This window comes from Streptomyces sp. NPDC102437 (assembly GCF_044765565.1).
Classification (GTDB): domain Bacteria; phylum Actinomycetota; class Actinomycetes; order Streptomycetales; family Streptomycetaceae; genus Streptomyces.
Map to the genome: position 1 here is coordinate 9,715 of NZ_JBIWKI010000065.1, position 19,272 is coordinate 28,986.

General features: G+C 70.4%; 15 protein-coding genes and 1 pseudogene. 14 read left to right on the plus strand and 2 right to left on the minus strand.

Annotated features, from left to right (window positions below; translation table 11 throughout):
* From ACIRJP_RS38735 to ACIRJP_RS38795, 13 genes are all read left to right on the plus strand, one after another.
* Positions 1-187 (plus strand): hypothetical protein (locus ACIRJP_RS38735; RefSeq protein WP_404185197.1); only part of this gene is annotated, 187 nt, incomplete at its 5' end.
* A gap of 1,091 nt (positions 188-1,278) precedes the next feature.
* Complete coding sequence (locus ACIRJP_RS38740; RefSeq protein WP_404185200.1) at positions 1,279-2,529, plus strand: ParA family protein; 1,251 nt, start codon at positions 1,279-1,281, stop codon at positions 2,527-2,529.
* A complete protein-coding gene (locus ACIRJP_RS38745) occupies positions 2,526-3,542 on the plus strand; it encodes a ParB/RepB/Spo0J family partition protein (RefSeq protein WP_404185203.1) in 1,017 nt (338 codons plus the stop codon). Before ACIRJP_RS38740 ends, ACIRJP_RS38745 begins: the two co-directional genes overlap by 4 nt.
* Positions 3,543-4,127: 585 nt before the next feature.
* On the plus strand, positions 4,128-6,089 hold the full coding sequence (locus ACIRJP_RS38750) for a DUF2637 domain-containing protein (RefSeq protein WP_404185206.1): 1,962 nt from the start codon (positions 4,128-4,130) through the stop codon (positions 6,087-6,089).
* Between the two features lie 521 nt (positions 6,090-6,610).
* Positions 6,611-7,540: a hypothetical protein gene (locus ACIRJP_RS38755; RefSeq protein WP_404185209.1), complete on the plus strand. Its 930-nt coding sequence runs from the start codon at positions 6,611-6,613 to the stop codon at positions 7,538-7,540.
* A gap of 47 nt (positions 7,541-7,587) precedes the next feature.
* On the plus strand, positions 7,588-7,854 hold the full coding sequence (locus ACIRJP_RS38760) for a hypothetical protein (protein ID WP_404185212.1): 267 nt from the start codon (positions 7,588-7,590) through the stop codon (positions 7,852-7,854).
* A complete protein-coding gene (locus tag ACIRJP_RS38765; protein ID WP_404185214.1) occupies positions 7,851-8,954 on the plus strand; it encodes a conjugal transfer protein in 1,104 nt (367 codons plus the stop codon). The genes ACIRJP_RS38760 and ACIRJP_RS38765 overlap by 4 nt, the downstream gene beginning before the upstream one ends.
* Before the next feature lie 13 nt (positions 8,955-8,967).
* Positions 8,968-9,258: a hypothetical protein gene (locus ACIRJP_RS38770; RefSeq protein ID WP_404185217.1), complete on the plus strand. Its 291-nt coding sequence runs from the start codon at positions 8,968-8,970 to the stop codon at positions 9,256-9,258.
* Positions 9,255-9,875: a hypothetical protein gene (locus ACIRJP_RS38775; RefSeq protein ID WP_404185220.1), complete on the plus strand. Its 621-nt coding sequence runs from the start codon at positions 9,255-9,257 to the stop codon at positions 9,873-9,875. The genes ACIRJP_RS38770 and ACIRJP_RS38775 overlap by 4 nt, the downstream gene beginning before the upstream one ends.
* 64 nt (positions 9,876-9,939) lie before the next feature.
* Positions 9,940-12,483 (plus strand): ATP-binding protein, encoded by a 2,544-nt coding sequence (locus ACIRJP_RS38780; protein ID WP_404185223.1) that lies wholly within the window; start codon positions 9,940-9,942, stop codon positions 12,481-12,483.
* A complete protein-coding gene (locus ACIRJP_RS38785) occupies positions 12,480-14,741 on the plus strand; it encodes a hypothetical protein (RefSeq protein ID WP_404185226.1) in 2,262 nt (753 codons plus the stop codon). The genes ACIRJP_RS38780 and ACIRJP_RS38785 overlap by 4 nt, the downstream gene beginning before the upstream one ends.
* Positions 14,742-14,785: 44 nt before the next feature.
* Positions 14,786-15,883: a C40 family peptidase gene (locus ACIRJP_RS38790; protein ID WP_404185238.1), complete on the plus strand. Its 1,098-nt coding sequence runs from the start codon at positions 14,786-14,788 to the stop codon at positions 15,881-15,883.
* 152 nt (positions 15,884-16,035) lie between these two features.
* The gene (locus tag ACIRJP_RS38795) at positions 16,036-16,353 is read left to right on the plus strand and encodes a hypothetical protein (protein ID WP_404185229.1); all 318 of its coding nucleotides are present in this window, start codon (positions 16,036-16,038) and stop codon (positions 16,351-16,353) included.
* Between the two features lie 254 nt (positions 16,354-16,607).
* On the opposite strand, the pseudogene ACIRJP_RS38800 reads toward ACIRJP_RS38795, so the two are convergent.
* Together ACIRJP_RS38800 and ACIRJP_RS38805 are read right to left on the minus strand one after the other, a co-directional pair.
* Positions 16,608-17,759, minus strand: a pseudogene (locus ACIRJP_RS38800) (SpoIIE family protein phosphatase); the annotation flags it as partial.
* Positions 17,760-17,823: 64 nt separating this feature from the next.
* Complete coding sequence (locus ACIRJP_RS38805; protein WP_404185232.1) at positions 17,824-18,591, minus strand: transposase; 768 nt, start codon at positions 18,589-18,591, stop codon at positions 17,824-17,826.
* A 96-nt stretch (positions 18,592-18,687) separates the two neighbouring features.
* Here ACIRJP_RS38805 and ACIRJP_RS38810 point away from each other — a divergent pair, with 96 nt between their 5' ends.
* Complete coding sequence (locus ACIRJP_RS38810; protein ID WP_404185235.1) at positions 18,688-19,101, plus strand: hypothetical protein; 414 nt, start codon at positions 18,688-18,690, stop codon at positions 19,099-19,101.
* Positions 19,102-19,272: the final 171 nt, after the last annotated feature.

Here is a 19,272-nt window from a genome sequence, read left to right on the forward strand (position 1 = left end):
TTCGGGGCGGCCGAGGATCGCAACCGGTCCGGCGGCCGGTGATCAAACGGAGCGGAAGCAGTGGCAGTCGCCCTTCGGGGCGGCCGAGGATCGCAACAACACCCCCACCGGCACGGTGAACCTGCTCACCGGGTGGCAGTCGCCCTTCGGGGCGGCCGAGGATCGCAACCGGTCCGGCGGCCGGTGATCAAACGGAGCGGAAGCAGTGGCAGTCGCCCTTCGGGGCGGCCGAGGATCGCAACGGGTTCTTCGGGCCGTCGATGGCGGTGCCGATCCGTGTGGCAGTCGCCCTTCGGGGCGGCCGAGGATCGCAACCTACCTCCGGCAGTGGTCCCGGTCCCCCGCCCGGTGCAGTGGCAGTCGCCCTTCGGGGCGGCCGAGGATCGCAACTCCGCGAGGACGGCCCGGCCGGCCTCTGCGGTGAGGCGGTGGCGGTCGCCCCGAAGGGCGACGGAGGATCGCAACGCCGTCATGGCACTCACGCCGCAGCACACACACCAGAGTGGCGGTCGCCCTTCCGGGCGACCGAGGATTGCAACTACCCACAGCGCCGTCGGCGAGGGCCTGGTGAAGTTCACCGGGCGCGGCTGGAGCGCCGTCCGGCCGCTCTTCCAGTCGTACGGAGGGGATCGTGCCGAGCCCGGGCGGGCGGGGGTGGTCGCTGAACGACATCGTGGGCGGCTATCTTCTCGGTGTGGGCGGTGACGTCGGGTCTGGGGGCTTCGAGTTCGGCGTGGCGCCAGCGTCCCGCGCGGCGTCCGCCAGCTGCCTGAGGTGGCCGCTCAGCCCGCTACGGCTTGCCGAGCGCCGCGTCCAGTCCCACGGCCGCCCAGCTGGTGCGTGCAGCGCAGGCTGAGCGGCCGGGGCCTTTACGCGGTAAAACTGGTGCCACTCCCCGACCGCCTCGCCCCCGCGCAACGCCGGGCGTTCTGCCGTCCGATACTCGCGCCTTCATGCCCGGCGTCTATGAACTCACGTGGTCCAGGGAAGGACTGGCTGCCGCCGGACGGGGATGGAGCGCACGTCCTGGGGACTCAGCACATCGGAATGCGGGTGTCCGGTGCTCACTTCACTCCAGACGGGAACGCATCAAGGAAGCGGGAAAGCGGCGAAACTGACGGAACGCGGGAGAAAAGCGACTCGCCTGACGGGGGGTAGGGCGGCCGATCGTGTGGCACCCGGTGTGAAGGGGTGTCGACGGTCTTGACGGGCCCTCAGGGAGGCGCACAGCGGCGCGGCGACTTTCCCGATCGTCGGACAGGTAAGTAAGCTTCCCCCATGTCACCCTCGGATGATGAAGAAGACCGGCAGAAGGTTACCTTCAAGCTGCCAGCCTCGCTGAAGGCCAATCTCAAGATCCGCTCGGCGGAACTCGGCGTCGATATCCAAGATGCGGTTGCCGACGCAATGCGCGATTGGGAGCAGAGCCCGCGCGAGAAGGCCGCTCAGGTCGACACCGCCGGCTCCTCGCCGTTTGCCACCTGGCTGACGGAAGCGACCACATCCCAGTTCAAGGCGGAGTGCAGCGCGAGGGGAATCCCGTACGTTCAAGGGCTTGCTCAGTCCGTTACGCTCTGGCTCGCCAACCACCCCTCCCCCCGCCATCGGCCTCTCGCGCGCACTGTCCGCCGCTACGTCATCTGCAACCAGAAGGGCGGCGTAGGGAAGACCGCAGTCACAGGCGGCCTGGGAGGAGCCCTCGCGGAGGACGCCGAGCTCGCCCAGCTCGCTGGTGGAGCATCCCTCGACGACGAGCAGATCGTCGAGTTGATGCGAGAGCACGGAACGCCCCCGAGCGACACCGCCTACGAGGCACCGGAGCTCCGGGTACTGCTCGTGGACTACGACCCACAAGGGCACCTCACGAAGCAACTGGGCTTCAAGCAGCTCCCTGCGGACCAGCCCAGCCTGGCCAAGCACATGTCCCGGCAAATCACCGGCGACATCCGTGACCTCATCCTCCCGGTCGAGCACAAACGCTTCGGTGGCCGACTGGACCTCCTACCCTCCTGCCAGGATGCCTTCCTGCTGGACGTCATGATCTCGACTGCCCGTAACAGGCAGGCCACCCTCGAACACGCCCTGGAACCTCTTGAGGCGGACTACGACGTCATCCTCATCGACTGCCCGCCGAGCCTGGGCATGGCGATGGACGCCGCGATCTACTACGGCCGCCAACGCGATGGTGAACAGGGCGAATCCGGAATCCTCATCGTGGTGCAGGCAGAGGACTCATCTGCTGACGCCTACGGCATGCTCGTCGAGCAGATCGACGATGGCATGACCGACTGGCGAATCGATGTGAACTACCTAGGCCTCGTGGTCAACCTCTACGACAGCCGAGACGGACACATCATTACAAGCTCCCTCGAACAGTGGATCGCGATCGGGGATCCCCGCGTCATAGGAGTCATCCCCCGCCGAAAGGAGCAGCGCGAAGCCGCACGCACACGGCAGCCCCTCCTCGCCTACGACCCGGAATGCACCCAGTCACGCGTTATGCGCCAGATCGTCAAGGAGATCCTGTGAGCCGGGACCGTAGGAAGACCGCAGCCGAACGCACGGGGCCCAGCGCAGCATTCGACGCGGCACGCTCACCACGCAGCCCCCGCGGACAGGCCATCGCCTCCGTAATAGGAGCTGCGCCGACTTCCGTCTCGCCCGACGTCATCGCGGAAAACCCTGAGAATCCCCGACAGGACTTCGATCCCGAGTACCTGGAGCAACTCGGGCAGAACATGCGTGAGGTCGGGCAGATCCAGGCGGTCACCGTCATGTCGAGACTCGCGTACCTCGTGGTGCACCCCGAGTACAAGGACGTCATTCCACTCGATCACGAGTACGTGATCATCGACGGCGCGTGCCGGCTCAGGGCATCGCGAATCGCTGGAATCGACCTTCGGATCGTGGTGGACGACTCCACGGCAGGCACACCGGAAGACCTCCTCGCTGCGGCACTGAGCGCTAACCACTTCCGCAAGGACCTGACCCCGATTGAGGAGGCCACCGCCCTCGAAGCCCTGGTGAAGTTCCACGGCAGCGCTGCTGCAGTCGTGGCGGTACTCGGAGGCAAGCTCACCGATTCGTGGATCTCCACGCGCCGCGCGCTTCTCAAGCTGCCCGAGCCGGTGCAAGACCGGGTCGCAGCCAAGGAAATCCCGGTTGCCGTCGCGCGCAAGGCCGCGACCCTGCCCCGGCCGGAGCAGGAGCCCTTCATCGACGCCGCGATGGACAAGCGGAAGGTACAGAAGGACGCCGCGCCAAAGGCCGTGCGAGGCCGGGCCGCCGCAGCGCTCAAGAAGAGCCAGTCCGAAGCCGCCCTCGAAGTACCACCGCCCGGAAGCGCTTCGGAGAACGATCCGACGCCCGCCCTGTCAGTCCCCGAACCCCGCCCCGAGCAACGCGCGGAACCGCTCCAGCCTGCAGGAGCCGACACACCGGTCGACTGGTCGGACCCGGACGCAGTCACCAGCCTGATCCTGAGGCGCTGCCCACCCGACGCTGTATCGAAGATCGCCGAGGGCCTTCTCAGCAGTCTCTGAAGCCCGAGACTTTTACGCGGTAAAACCCCGACCGGGTTTTACCGCGTAAAAAAACCACGGCCTTCACCAGTACTGCAGCAGCACGGTCTCGACGAACCGAGACGATGCACGGTTCGCCTCGGCGAGCCCAGTCGGCCCAGGCAAGCCGTGGAATCGTGGCTCGTCCGGCTCCGGGACGACCGCCTCAGGAAGCAGGCCGTGGGCGGCCAGGTTCCGTTGCGGCGGATCACCAGAGAGCAGCACCTGCTGCCCCCAACCGCCGGCCGCCCCTCACCACCACCCCACGGGATACGTGGCACCACGCCGCAGAGCCCAGGTGCAGGGCCCACCGAACAACCACGAGGAGTCGGGCAGTTTTACGCGGTAAAAGTCACGCAGCTTTTACCGCGTAAAACTGCCCCTCAGGGGCCGAGCGCTTCCGCCAGCCCCATGCCGGGACCCGAGGCCTCCCTCCGACCAGCTCCACCATGCTGCGTGATCACTATTCGCTGACAACCCGAGGCTTCCTTCGATGAACATGTGGGCCAGGCCAACCATCGTGAGAGTGTGGCCAGATGATGCAGATACAGGAGGGACAGCGGAGGTATGAGTAGAGGCACTTCGCTCCACCTCACCCGCACCCACCGGATACTCATCGGTCTCGTGGTCGCCGGAGCGGTGCTCATCGCCGCGATCGGGTTCGCGGGTTCGTACGCGGCGGTGCGCGAACTCGCCCTCCAGAAGGGCTTCGGGGACTTCTCGCTGGTCTTCCCGATCGGTATCGACGCGGGTATCTGTGTCCTGCTCGCCCTGGACCTGCTGCTGACCTGGCTGCGCATCCCGTTCCCGCTGCTGCGCCAGACCGCCTGGCTGCTGACCGCCGCGACGATCGCCTTCAACGGCGCCGCGGCCTGGCCCGACCCGCTCGGCGTCGGCATGCACGCCGTCATCCCCGTGCTCTTCGTGGTCTCCGTCGAGGCCGCCCGCCACGCCGTGGGCCGGATCGCCGACATCACCGCCGACAAGCACATGGAGGGCGTCCGCCTCACCCGCTGGCTGCTCTCCCCCATACCGACGTTCAAGCTCTGGCGCCGGATGAAACTCTGGGAGCTCCGCTCCTACGAGCAGGTCATCAAACTCGAACAGGACCGGCTCATCTACCAGGCCCGCCTCCAGGCCCGCTTCGGCCGCAACTGGCGCCGCAAGGCCCCCGTCGAATCCCTGATGCCACTGCGCCTGGCCAAGTACGGCGTCCCGCTCGCCGAGACCGCCCCGGCCGGCCTCGCCGCCGCAGGCATCGAACCCGCCCTGCTCCCCCCGGCCCCCGAACCCGCGCCGGCCCGGGCCGCGTCAGGCGAGCCCAAGCCCGAACTCCCCTCCGCCCCCGACCCGCAGCACGAACAACGAGAGGCCCGCGTTCTCACCCCGGCCACCGGGACGCAGCCCCAGGAGGTTCCCGCTTCCCCCGAGGCCCTGCAGTTCACGGAGCCCGGAACGGCGAACAGCTCGCCCGAGAAGACGCATGGGCCGGGACCGAGGGACGCGCGGGCCGACGAGCGGCTCGTCGACGCCTACCGGGCCTGGGCCGCGACCTTCGCCTCCGAGCCCACCAGCTGGCAGGTCGCGCTCTGGCTCCAGGACCAGCACGGCATCACCACCGCGGCCGGTGACCCGCTGTCCGACGACCAGCTCCAGCCCCTGCTGCAGGTCCTCAAGCAGCACGGCGCCCCCGAGCCCGCGGACGTGGCCAGCCCCGGCACGCCGCAGGAGGAAACCTGGGGCGACTACTTCTACAACGCCTGGCTCACCTGTGCGTCGGAGCGGGGGGCGTACCCCGACGCCGCCGTCCTCGCCGAATACGTGTACCAGCGCGACGGCATCAGGGGCGCCGCTGGCCAGCCCGTCACCGCGGACGAGCTGCGCCCCTACGTCGCCATGTTCCAGGAGTGGCAGGGCGACGGGAGCGAGCCCGTCCCGCCCGCCAGGGAAGAGCCGGATACCGAAACTCGCGAACAGCAGGAGAGTGAGCCTCCGCAGGGGCAGCAGGACGGTGCCCCCACCGGGATTGGATCTCCGAGTGCTCCGGCCACGACCGCCAGTGCCGGCGCTGGGGGCGCCGCGGCCGCCGACGCGTCGGCAGGCAATGGCTCCTCTGCGGCTTCCGTGCCTGGGCCGGCCACGATGCTGGCGCTTGAGGGAGGGGAGCGTGGGGGAGTGCTGCAGCCGTCCGCGCACGACGCCCCGCGGGCACGGGCATCGGAGGAGCTTGTCGGTGAACCGGCTGTGTGGGAAGCGTCGGTGACCGACGCCGGAGCGGCCACTGCCCGGGTCCCCGAGCAGCAGGTCGACGAGCCGGCCACCGACCCGGTGCAGCAACAGATTGTGACCGTCTCTCAGTGGCTGGCCGACGCCGAGGACGCTGGGCAGAAGCTCTCCGGGGCCGAGGTCGCCCGCCGCCTCGGTGTGTCTCCGAAGACCGGGCAGCGGCGTGTGACCGCCGCTGCCCAGTACCTCGAAGAGCAGCGCCGGCTCCAGGGCCGTGCGCACCTCCGGTCGGTCAGCAGCTGACTGACCGGCTCCACAGTGGCCGACGACCGTGACCGGTCGCCGGCCACTGCCATGTCTGCCCCCTGACCGATTTCCCTCCGGCGGCCGCGGGCCTGGCCGATCGCGGTGACCGATGAGCGCTGGAACCGGTGACCGATCCCGGGTGCGGTGACCGGTGACCGATGGGATCGGTCACCGATTCCACCAGCCGTGATCGATGGCCGAGCCGGTCCTCATCGGTCACCGGTCATGCCCGATCCGCTGTCCATCGGTCACCCCTCACCGTGGCCGGCTGCGCATTCCGCAGGGCTTCCGCTCACCCGGGTAAAGAGGCTTGCCCGCCTCCCGGCGGGCTTGCCCGGGGGTTGCACGGGCCGGTCACACGGGCTTGCCTCACCCCCCGGAAGGCTTGCCGGATCGGTCACCAAGGGCTTGCCGCACCCCTGGGCAAGCCGTCTACCTGGGCTTTCAGGTGGCTCGGCAAGCTTTCGGGCAAGCCCCGCTGAGGAGAGTTCACGGCACGAGATCCGAAAGGACGTGCCGTGCTCGATGTACAGCGCCCCGCCCCCGCCGGCGGGATCTTCAACCGCCTGGATGCGGAATGGGCCACCCTGTGCGCCGACTCCGCCGTCCGCGCCGAGGTCACCACCTGGCTGGTGACCGATCGCCTGACCGACCACCTCACGGCCGTGACCGATCCCGTGACCGAATCGGTCACGGGATCGGTCACCGCCCTGCCGGGCCGGTCCTTTGGCCCGGAGCAGCTGCTTGCCGTGCTCCGCTCCCGAAGCGGTCACCGGTCCGACGCCCTGACCGATGCCGTCCTGCGCACCCTGCTGCGCCGCGCGGCCGGCCATGACCGGTCGGCGGGCCTGGCCGCGCGCATCGTCGTGCAGGCGATGATCCCGGCCGCGGTCCGGATCGCCCGCGGTCAGGTCCGCTCCTTCGGTGGCCGCTCCTTCACCGACATCTCCTCCGTGACCGTGGCCGCCCTCTACGAGGTGACGCGCGCCGGACGCATCCACGCCCGGCCCGGCCGGCCCGCCGCGAACCTCGCTCTGGACACGCTGCGTCACGTGTGCCGGGAGCTCGCGGCCGACCGCGAGGAGCACGGCGAGGACCTGGCCGTCGCGGAGGATCTGCCCGATCCGGCGCCCGGCCCCGCCGAGATGGCCGCAGCCCGGGCCGTCCGCACGGCCGCGGCCGCCGCCGGTCTCCACCCCCGCACCGGCGGCGACGAAGAAGCCGGCCGTGCCCGTCTGGAGTTGCTCGAACTCGTCCTGGACGCGATGGACAGCAGTGCCCTCTCGCCGGTCGACGGCCGCGCCATCGCCTGGCACTACACCACCACCCCGCTCCCCGACACCGCTGCCGCGGCCCGCGCCGGGACGACGGCCGGTGCCTGGCAGCGCCGCCGCTCGCGCGCCGTGGCCCGCCTCACCGCCTCGCTTCAGCTGGTGCCCGCAGCATGACCCCGGCCCCGTACCCCGCCCGCCCGCTCCCACGACAGGAGAACCGCATGCCCCAGGCCGCCAAGGCGCCCCTGGACGCGGACGAGGAGCGCGTCACCCGCGCGCAGCGTCTGCTCATCCAGCTCGGCGCCGAACTGGTCTCGCGCCCCTTCGACACTCACACCCACGACCGGCTGCGCGCTTTCCTCGCCGACGACGCCGGCGCCGTCCTCACCTCCCTGGAGAAGCTGCGCCGGCGCCCGGAGACCGAGCTCCAGCAGCGGATCGCGGAACTGGCCGGCCACACCCTGCTCTCCTCCGGAGGACCGGCATGAAGCTCACCCTCAACCGCCGCCCGGCCCAGAACGACCCCGCTCCCGGGGCCGAACTGGGGGACTGGGAGATCGACGAAGGCCCGCAGGGCGTGGCCGGCTGGTCGACCGGCGCGCAGGCCAACACCACCACCGTCATCCGCTGGACGGCCTGGGGCCTGCTCGTCCTGGGCCCGCTGCTCGGCGCGCTGGCCTACCTGTCGGTCCCCGCACAGGCCGGCCTCACGCAGAAGCCCCTGCCGCCCGCCGCCCCGGCCGCGAGCGGCGCCCAGGGAGCGGCCGGCTTCGCCCAGCTCTTCGTCGCCGCCTACGTGTCGGCAGGGGAGGACGACCAGGACGAGCTCGCCGTCTACTACCCGGACGCCACAGGCCTGCGCCTGGAGGGGGAGAGCGGGCAGCGGCGCCCGGAGCAGCTCACTGTCGTCCGCCTGCGGCAGACCGCCCCCAAGGTCTGGTCCGTCACGGTGGCCGCCCGTATCACCGGACCGGCACCGGACACGAAGCCGAAGGGCGCCCGGCGCTCCGACGACAAGGAAGACGCCCCGGTCCTGCGGTACTTCCAGGTCCCGGTCGCCACCGCCCCCACGCCCAGCGGGGCGAGCGGTTACACAGCCCTGGCGATGCCGGCCGAAGTCGCCGCACCCGAGCAGATCACGGCCCCCGGCCTCGTCTACGGACCGATGCGCCCGGCCCTGCCCTCCGACCCGCGCACCCAGGCCGTCACCGAGTTCCTGACCGCCTACCTCACCGGCGCCGGCGAACTCGACCGCTACCTCGCCCCGGGAACCCGCCTCGCCCCCGTCCGCCCCGCCCCGTACACGGGCATCGCCCTCGACACCCTCGCCATCGAGGGCGAGAAGGGCGCCGAACCGGTCACGACCGTGCCCGCCGACGGCACCACGCTGCGGCTGCTGGCCGCAGCCCGCGCCACCGGTCACGACAAGGTCCGCCTCCCGCTCACCTATGCCCTGACCCTCAAGGCCCGTGCCGGCCGCTGGGAGATCGCCGGCCTGGACGGCGCACCCGCACCCGCACCCGCGTCTGCCACCCGCACCGGCGCGACCACCTCCGCAGCGCCCAGCGCCGCACCCACCACCCGCTGAAGGGAACGCCATCATGCAGACCACCGTCACGCTCGCCGCCGGATGGATCCAGACCACCACCGGTCTCGGCAACGACGTCAAGGACCTCATCTTCAACGTCCTGATCCCGGTGCTGTGCGGGGCGTTCGTCGTCATCGTCGGCGTCAAGTCGAAGGCCCCGGGGCCCACCATCATGGCCGTGATCTTCTCGGCCATCGTCTGGGGCGGGGCCGCGAACATGGACGCCCTCAAGGACAAGACCACCCAGGACATCACCCAGTACGACGGCGGGCAGCAGATCACCGGGAACGGTGCTGACCAGTGACCGCCCACCTGCTCGACGCCTCCGAGACCGACGGCGAACCGGTCGGCCGCTGCTACACCAAGGCCCGCCGGGCCCCCCTGGTCCACGGCGTCATCCGCGACGTCAACGGCGGCCGCGGGATCCGGATCCCGGGCGGCCCGTACACACTCACCCAGCTCGCGGCGATCGTCGGCACCTTCCTGATGCTGCTCCTGACCCGTCCGGTCTGGGGCGGCCACGGCCTGCTCGACGTCGCAGTGCTGCTCGGCCTGCCGTTCGCGGCCGCGTTCGTCCTGCGGCAGCTGCACGTCGACGGCCGCAACCCCCTGGCCGCCCTGCTCAGCGTCGGCGTGATGATGACCGGCCCCCGCTGGGGGCGGCTGCACGGCCGCCCCTTCCGCCCGGCCCGGCCGACGAGCGGCGACACCCGCATCACCCTCACCACCCCTGCCCCCGTCCCCGTCCTCGCCTCCGAGGACGGGGGAGAGGCAGGCAGGCCGGTACCCCCCGCAGCCACCCGCCCCGCCCGGCCGGCCCGCACCCCTGCCCACCCCGACCGCCCCGGCCGGCCCGCACCCCTGCCCACCCCGACCGCCCCGGCCGGCCCGCCCCCGGCACGGCTGACAGCGCCCCCGTGACGTCCTGCGTCCAGGCCCTGCTCGCCCGCCGCACCGCCCCCGCGAGCACGAAGGAGCAGCAGTAGTGCGACTCCCGATCCGGCACATCGCCAACAACCTCGTCTTCACCACCCACGGCACCGTCTGGGCGATCTGGAGGGTGTCCGCCACCAACTACTCCCACGCCCCCACCGCCACGAAGAAGCGCCGCCTGAAGGCCCTTGAGTCACTCTTCAAGTCGCTGACGGGCGAGCCGATGCTGATGTCGCTGTGCCCTCAGGTCGACCCGATCGCCGTGGTCCGCGCCATGGTCGCCGACGTCGACCTGAAGAGGTCGCCCCGCTACGAACAGCTCGGCCACGCGGTCCTGGACCAGCTGGAGACCATGGAGCTCACCGGCCGCTCCGACTGGCTCGCCATCCCGCTGCCGGCGCCCTCCCGCAAGGACGCCGTCCTGTCCGCGTTCTCCGCGGCCAAGGCCGAAGTCGCCCTGCAGCTGGGCCTCATGCCCGCCCCCATCCCCCCCGGCGAAGTGGCCCGGCGCACCGAACAGGCCCGGCGGATGCACGCCCAGTTGCCGACGGGCGTGTCGATGCGGCCGGCCACCGAGGCGGAGATCCTGTGGATCTACGGGCACAGCGCGCGCCGCGGCCTGGCCGAGCCGTTCCTGCCAGACGGCACCGAGCCGAAGATCCTCGGCCGCGGCCGGACGGTTGCCGCGCTGGGGGACGTGCTGCTCGCCGAAGGCGGCGCCGACTTCAGCGACCGCAGGACAGCGCCGGGCAACCCGTTCAGGCGGCGCTTCGTCCAGGTCTCCTCCGAGTGGGGCGACTCCTACCAGGCGATGCTCGCCCTGTCCGAGATGCCGCAGGCCTTCGCCCTGCCCGGGGCGGCGTACCTGCAGCAGCTGGACGACCTGGCCTACCCCGTGGACTGGACCGCCCGCCTGGTCATCACCCCCGGCGCCAAGGCGGAGGCCAAGACCCGCAAGCGCGCCCGGCACCTGAAGGCACAGGCCGCGGAGTACCAGGGCGACCCCGCCGGCCCGCCGGCCGCGCTCGCGAACTACGAGGCCGACAACGACGAGTTCCGCGACCGGATCACCGCCAACGCGCGCGAGGTCGAGATCCGCGCCATGGTCACCCTCGCCGTCTGGGGGACCACCGCCGACGAAGCTCAGGACCGTGCCGCTGCTCTGGCCAGCGACTTCGGCGCCACCGACTACACCTTCGCCCGGCCGGTGGGCAAGCAGACCGACCTGTGGCAGGCGATGCTGCCCGGCTGCCGGACCCCGCAGGTGATGACCGGATACGCCCAGTACCTCCTCGCCCGCGACTTCTCCATGGCCATGCCCTGGTGCGGCTCCCAGCTCGGCGACGAACGAGGCGGACTGTTCGGCCTGCAACTCGCCTCCGGCGGCGCCCGCCCCGTCCTCATCGACCCGGCCCGCGGCCCCCGAGAGAACGCCTCCGCCTCCATGGCGTTCATCGGCGAACTCGGCGCCGGGAAATCCGTCGCGATGAAGACAGCCGTCTACAACGTCCTCGCCCGCGGCCACCAGCCCGGCAAACCCCACAGCCGCGGCCGCGCCGTCATCGTCGACCGCACCAAGGAAGAGGAGTGGGCCCGGTTCGCCAAGGCCTGCCCCGGCGCCGCCCAGATCATCCGCATCGACCAGAACGCCGAAGTCTCCCTCGACCCGCTGCGCCTGTTCGTCAAGGACAGCCCGAAGGTCGCGGCCCGCTACTGCGAGTCCTTCCTGACCCTGCTGCTCGGCGTGCGGCCGATGGACCTGGAAGGTGTCGCCCTGTCCGAAGCGGTCCAGGCCGTTCTCGAACGCCCCGATCCGTCGATGCAGGCACTGGTCGACGAGCTCACCCGGCGCGGCGCGCAGGACGCCCCCGCCCGGGACCTGGCCCGCAAGCTGACCGCGGTCTCCCGCAAGGACCTGGCCGCGGTCGTCTTCGACGAGACCCTGCCCGTCGTGGACACCGGCCGCGCCGACGCGGTCGTGTTCCTCGTCAACTCCCTGGCCCTGCCGAAGCGGAGCGAGCTCGCCTCCGACCACCGCATCGAGCGCCTGGAGTTCGAGAAGGTCCTGGGCCGCTCGCTCATGTACCTGATCGCCGCAGTGGCCCGCGAGACCGTCATGCGGCACAAGGACGAGTTCGGCGTCGCCGTCTTCGACGAGTGCTGGTGGCTCACCTCCAGCGACGAGGGCCTGGAGCTGCTCCTGGAACTGATGCGGGACGGCCGCAAGCACAACGCGGCCGCCTACGTCGGATCGCACGACCCGGACGACATCGGGCCAGCCGACAGCGAGAAGGGCGCCGTCATCCGCGGCCTGATCCCGCACCGGCTGCTCTTTCGCCAGACCACCCGCCAGCTCGCCGAACGCGGCCTGGAGTTCCTCGGCGTCGACGCCACCGACACCGACCTGCTGGACCTGGTCACCTCCGGCCTGTCCCCGCTGGGCCTGCCCGACGAGGAAAGGATCGCCCGCGCCGGCGAGTGCCTGTACCGGGACCTGACCGGCCGCATCGGCCTGATGAAGGTCCTCATCCCGATGGACCCGGCCGTCATGCGCGCCATCCACACCACGCCCGGCGACTACCGGACCGCAACATGATCACAATCCTGAACCTGCGGACGCGACTGCGGGCACTGTGCCCGGCCCGCCTGCGCCTGGCCCTGCTCGGCGCCGTCCTGGCCGCCACGACCTTCACCCTGCTCACGTCCCTGCCCGCCCACGCCGACCCCACCCCCTCACCGAGCTCGTCCTCCGCACCCGCCAACCCCGCGCAGCGCACCCCCACCCCTGAAGAAGTCGAAGAGATCCAGCAGCTGCTCAAGGAACAGAGCGAACGCCTGGACAAGGCGGCCCAGAAAGCCCTGCTCGAAGCGGAAAAGGAACGGCTGCGCAAACTGCTGCCCGACGAGGGAGGCGTCCTCGGGGTCTTCAATGTCACCGACGCCAACAACCTGCCCATCAGCGTCTACACCGTCAAATCCGACACCGGCGGCCTGCTCGACTGGGACCTGGGCGTGCAGAACCTCCTCACCGAGATCTGCTTCATGCTCACCAAGTGGGCCATCGCCTTCTGCTGCTGGCTCATGGCCTGGGCCCTGTCCTTCGGCCTGGCCAAGCTCCTGCTCGTCCCGGTGCTCTCCGTCGCCAACTCCCTCCACGCCCAGGTGATCCTCGGCATGGGCCTGCCCGGCCTCTTCCTGTCGGTGTGCGCCCTGGTCTGCGTCGCACGGATCTTCTTCGGGGACAAAGTCCGCGGCTGGGGCGACGCCGCCCTCTCAGTCCTCCTCGCAGCGCTGACCACCACCCTGCTGGCCTCCCCTCCGCAGGCACTGCTCGGAGAACAGACCGGCGCCCTCGCCGTCGCCCGCGGCCTGGCCCTGGAAGTAGCCGACGTCATCCTGGACGCCAACCCCAACGCCCCCGAGAAGAACGACGGCGTGACAACCCCGGCCACGGGCACCGACCTGTCCCGGCCACTGACCGACGCACTCACCGACGCATTCATCGTCAAACCCGCCATGCTCCTGCAGTACGGCCGCGTCTTCGAGGGCGAATGCGCGACCGAGTACGCCAACACCCGCCTCGCACAGCTCGCATTCGACCGCGCGCTCCACGCCCGCGCCGACAAGGTCAAGAAGTACACCGGCTACGCCGACTTCCTCGGCCCCCTCGGATGGGCTGGCATCCCCGCCAACTCCTCCATGCTCAACTTCCAGATCGACATCTCCACCCGGTGGGCCGCCGACCACTTCGGTGACCCACCGATGGAACGCTTCGAGGACAAGTGCGTACCCGGCGACGCGAGCGCCGCGAAGAAGGCATCGCTCGACAAACTGGGCGGCGCGTTCTTCCTCTTGATCGCCGCACTCGTCGTCGCCGTCCTGATCACCGCACTGACCGGGTCGTTCCTGGTCGCCCAGTGCGGCATCGCCTGGGACGCCGTCCGCAGCGAACCCGCGCTGATCGCCGGCCTCATCCCCGGAGCCGGCCGCGCATTCCTGTGGGACTGGGCCGCCTCCGTCCTCCACCGGCTCGGCCAGATACTCACATCCGTCATCGCCCTCGCCGTACTCATCCTGGTCGTCCAGGCCGTCCTCGACCCCGTGCAGCAGGACTGGGGCAGAGAACTGACCCTGCGCTTCGTCCTCGTGGACATCGTCTGCATCGGCGCGATCAAGAAACGCAAAGCGCTCGCGGCCCGCTCCAAGCAGATCTCCTCCAACTTCCGCGCCAAGATGTCCGGCGCCCGCGTCGGCGGCACACACGGCTCCATCTTCACCCCGCCACCGGCCACCGCAGCCGTGCCGAAGAACCGCCACATCGTCCGCAGCACCGTCCGCGGCCTCGTCCGCGGCACGATGGCCGGTGTCGCGCTCGCCCACGGCAACCCCATGGCCGCCATCGGCTACACCATGCCGCGGACCATCGGAGCCACCGCCCTGATGTCCCGCCTCCACACCGGCACCCGACACGTACGCCCGCCCCGCGCCCGGCCCGCAGGCCGCATCACCCCGCCCGGCGCCCCCCGCCCGCAGGGCAACCCGTCCCAGCCCCCGGTCCCGTCCAGGAACCCGGCCAACACCCCGCCCAGGAACCCGGTCCCGCCACTCCCCGCAGGGCCTCCCCGCCCGACCCGGCCCGCCGCACCCCGCCCCCGAACCACCCCCACGCCCACCGCGCCCAGCCGTTCCCGGCGGCACGTCCAGGCCCACCGCGCTGTCTCCCGGCGCGTCCAGCGCGCTGCCACACCGCCGAGCCGCTCGGTGAACGGACCGGGCGGATTCGAAACCTGGCTCACCGCCCGGGAAGAGCGGGAACTCGCCCGCCGACGCAGGCCCCCGCAGGACACGCCGTGACGCGCAAGAGCAAGAAATGGCTGGCTGGCGGCACGACCCTGGTCATGCTGGTGATCGCCTTCACGGGGGCGATCGCCGCACACGTCGCCGGCCTCGGGCAGAGCGAGGCCGAAGCCGCGGCCGCGCAGGCCCAGTGCACCGTTCCCGGAGCCGGCCCGGACGCCGACACGGCCCAGATCACCCAGCAGGTGCAAGCCGTTCTCGCCGGCAGCACCAGCACGGTCAGCGTTCCCGGCCTGCCCGCACCCAAGGAACAGCTCCCCAACGCAAAGTCCATCGTGGCCACCGGAATCCAGCTGGACGTCCCAGCCCGCGGCCAGGTCATCGCGCTTGCCACGGCGCTGCAGGAATCGGGACTGCGGAACCTGGACCACGGCGACCGGGACAGCATCGGCCTCTTCCAGCAGCGCCCGTCCCAGGGCTGGGGAACCCGCGCGCAGATCATGAACCCGGTGTACTCGGCCACCAAGTTCTACAGGACGCTGAAGTCCCTGAAGGACTGGCAGGACATGCCCCTCACCGTCGCCGCCCAGAAAGTCCAGAAGTCGGGCCTGCCCGACGCGTACGCGAAGCACGAGACCCTGGCCACCTCCCTCCAGCGGGCCATCGCACCGACCCTCGGCGCGCCGGCCGCCGGAGGAACCCCCGCGGCCGCCGGACTCGGTGCCGGCTGCGGCACTGCGGCCGATGTCGACTACGGCAACATCCCCCCGGGGGCACTGCCCAAGGGGTACCAGATCCCGCTCACCGCCCCCGTCCAGGCCCGCAACGCGATCCGATGGGCCCTCGCCCAGCTCGGAACCCCCTACCAGTGGGGCGGCACCTGCACCGACCCCCACGGCAGCAACCCCCGAGACCGGTGCGACTGCTCCTCCCTCATGCAACGCGCCTACGGGGTGGCCGGCATCGAGATCACCCGCACCACCTACACCCAGATCAACGACGGACGAGCGGTATCGGAAGACGAACTACAGCCGGGCGACCTGGTCTTCACCAACGGCACCGCGTCCCGGCCCGAGCACGTCTCGATGGTCATCGGCGACGGTCTCGTCGTACACGCCCCCCGGCCAGGACGCGTTGTCGAAGTGGCCGAACTCGCCACCCACGGCACGATCCTGGTCGCCCGCCGGATCGCCCCCTGAGACACCGCCCGGAAGCTCGGACATCGGTCACTGGGGCGGCCGGTCGGGAGACGCTCACACCGTGACCGCTTCCCGGCCGCCCCTCGAACCAGGTCAAAGGCGCAACGGGCAACTCCTACCACAGCGCCCGCCGGGCCGGAATCGTAGTGGGCATGCAGATCACACACCTGGACGGGCTGGGACCCGTCTCCGCTGTCATCCGCTCGATCGGCGCCCGCCACGACGGCGCCCACCAGCTCGTCGCCGACGGCCTGTACCTCGACCTGCGAAAGGCCCTGCGCAACCCCGCCGACGACCCCGCCCTGCGCTACCGCACCGGGCTGGACCCCGATGTGTACGCCCACGTCCTCGCCACCCCCGGGGCCCGGGAGCTGGTCGACCGAACCGCCGTTCAACTCCGGGCCCTGGCCGACAAGGTCCTCCGGGGCCGCCTGGTCCGCCTGACCGTGGCGTGCCCCGGCGGTCTCTAGCCACAAGCAACTGTTGCTGGGATTTCAGTGACTTTGAGTGGCTGCAGATCGGGCAAGTGCTTGTCAGGGCCGTCGGGATGCCTGTTCATGAGCCGCCGTACCTCCTCGCCCTCCGCCTCTCCGGGGCGAGTACCCGCACACGTGTTCTCGATCCCATGGTTCTCGCTGCGGGCGGTGCCGTTTCGGATGCGCAGCCCTGTGTGTGCAGGTCCCGGCCCTGATGGCAGCCGCCCTGCCCGGCTCGCCAGGTGTTTTCAGAGCCGGATGACGACGAGGGCGATGTCGTCGCTGCCACCGCTGGCCACCCCGAGGCGGGCCAGCACCGTGTCGGCGATCTGCTCGGGCCCCAGCCTGCTGCACTCGGCAAGGACGCCCGTCAGGCGGTCCAGGCCAGTGTCGATATCCTCCTCGCGGCGCTCGATCAGCCCGTCGGTGTACAGCACGAGAGTGTCGCCGGGCTTGTAGTGGATGCTGGCCTGCGGCCGGGGGACGTGCTCAAGACGTGCGGCCAGCGGCGGATCGGTCGCCTGGTCCAGCAGCTCGGTGCGCCCGTCGGCGTGCACCAGGACGGGGGGCGGGTGCCCGGCACTGCTGTAGATGATCATCTGGCTCCGCCGGTCCACGATCACTTTGACCGCGGTTGTGCCCAGCGCGCCCTCGATCGAGCGGGCGTACAAGCCGAGGACCTCCAGGGCCTGGGCGGGACGTTCCAGGGCCCGGATTGCGGCCGAAAGGGCGCTGCGCAGCATGCCCATGACCGCAGCTGCCTCAAGGCCGTGGCCGATGACATCGCCGACGGCGAGCGCGAGCCGGTCCGGGGGGATGTCGACGACGTCGTACCAGTCACCGCACACGTTCAGTGAACCGACCGCCGGCAGGTAGCGCACCACGACATTGCGGTGGTGGGCCAGGTCGGGTGCGTGCAGCATGGCCTCCTGCAGCGTGACGGCGACCTCCCGTTCACGGGTGTGAGCCTGGCGCAGCTCCTCGTTCAGCCGCTGCAGCTCCCGCGCCCGCGCAAAAAGCTCCGCCTCCAACGACTCGGCGGCATCCAGGCGCCGACCGGCGCGGACGTCCGTGGGGTGGGCGGCCTGGTGAGCTTTGACGAACGCGGTCACGTCCTCCACCCGGTGGATGATCCACGCCACCTGCCCGTCCGGTCCGAGAACCGGGGAGTTCACCGGGGACCACCAGCGTTCCTCGAACACCCCGGGCCGGTGCGGGACGGGGATGTCGTACTTCTGCAGCGCCATCGTGTCCGGCTTGCGCGTGGCCAGCACCCGGTGCAGAGAGGCCTTCAGGTTCCGCACCCCGTCGGCGTCCGGATCGCCGGGGTTGCCGGGAAACGCCTGGAAGATGTGCTGGCCGACCAGGTCCTCCCGCGTGCGCCCGGTCGCCTCCAGGTAAGGGCTGTCCCGTAAATGATCCCTGAGTGGCCTCGGGCATGGTGGGCTGCTGTGCGGCGGTGGTCTATCCGGCGAGGGTGAGGTTGTGCATCCGTGCGACGCCGAGCATGGCGTAGTGGACTCCGGCGCCTTTGAGGCGGCAGTCGCGGAGAACTTTCCAGGTCTTCATACGGGCGAAGACGTGCTCGACGCGGGCGCGGACCTGCTTGTGGGACTTGTTGTGGGCCTGCTTCCAGCCGGGCAACTCCTCGCCCTTCCGACGTCGGTGAGGCACCACGAGGCCGGTGCCCGGGTAGCCGCCGTCGGCGATGGTCATGGTCGTGCCGACCGCGGCCTTCGCGCCGGATTCCTCCCATGCCTTGCAGTCGTTGCGGTTACCGGGCAGGGGCCGGCCGACCACCACGACGAGCCGGGTGTCGGCGTCGATGACGACCTGGTGGTTGGTCGAGTACCGATAGTTCTTCGACTGCTCAGCGACGGTGTGATCGCGGGTGGGCACCAGGGTGCCGTCCACGATCAGCACGGCGTCCTTCGCGAACCGCTTGCGGGGCTGGAGGGCGAGCATCGGCCCGAGGTGATCGATGATCCGATCCGCCGCCGACTTGGACACCCCGAAAAGCGGAGCCAGCTGGCGCATGGTCAGATTCGTGCGCCAGTACGCCGCGACCAGCAGGGCCCGGTCCTCCAACGGCAGGCTCCACGGCCGGCCCCTGCGGACCGCATCCGCGCCCTGGCGCCGCAGGACCGTCACCAGCTTCCCGAACTGCCGCGGGCTCAGCCCGGTGAACGGGGCTATCCAGGACGGCTCCGCCGCCGTGATCACACCAGCCACGGCGAGATCGTCTCACCTTGATCACGTTCTGGGCTGCAGCCTCTGGCGGACATATCTCAGTCGCCCGGAGGATTCGGGCATGAGAACCTCACGCCTGTGGCTACTGAAACCGAGGTGGGAGAGCTGTTGCACCAGCGCGGCTGGCGGACGGCATTCACAGTCGCTGAAATGGTGAACGCGTGGGCCGCCCTGGTGGGTGACATCGAGCGCGGCTATGGCGACTACATCTACGAGTACACCAACGACCTCTCCTACCGAAACTGGCTGCACGAGGCGTGGCTCCTGCTGGACGAACACATCGTCCATCTCTGGACCCCACAGATCAAAGCTCTAGACGAGCGGTACAAGGCGGCGACCCTCGACGACGACGGCCAAGCACTCGAACAGTTCCTCCGGCTGCCAGGGCCCGAACTGTGGTGGTGGCGGCGACATCCTCGCGTCCTTGCCGGAGACCTAGGGCGTTCGCTTCGCTCGGTTGGTGCCATCGGCACCGACCCTGACACAGCATGACCCTCAGCCTCGTGGAGTTACGGGACAACTCTTACTGAGATTGAACTCGTGAAGTCATAGGGGCTGACGGTTGATTCCTGCCTGCGGTATCACCGGAGGATGAGGTATCCACAGGGTGGCGGGTTGACCGCTGAACGGCAGTGCAAGCGCGAGGAGTTACGGCTGCAGGCT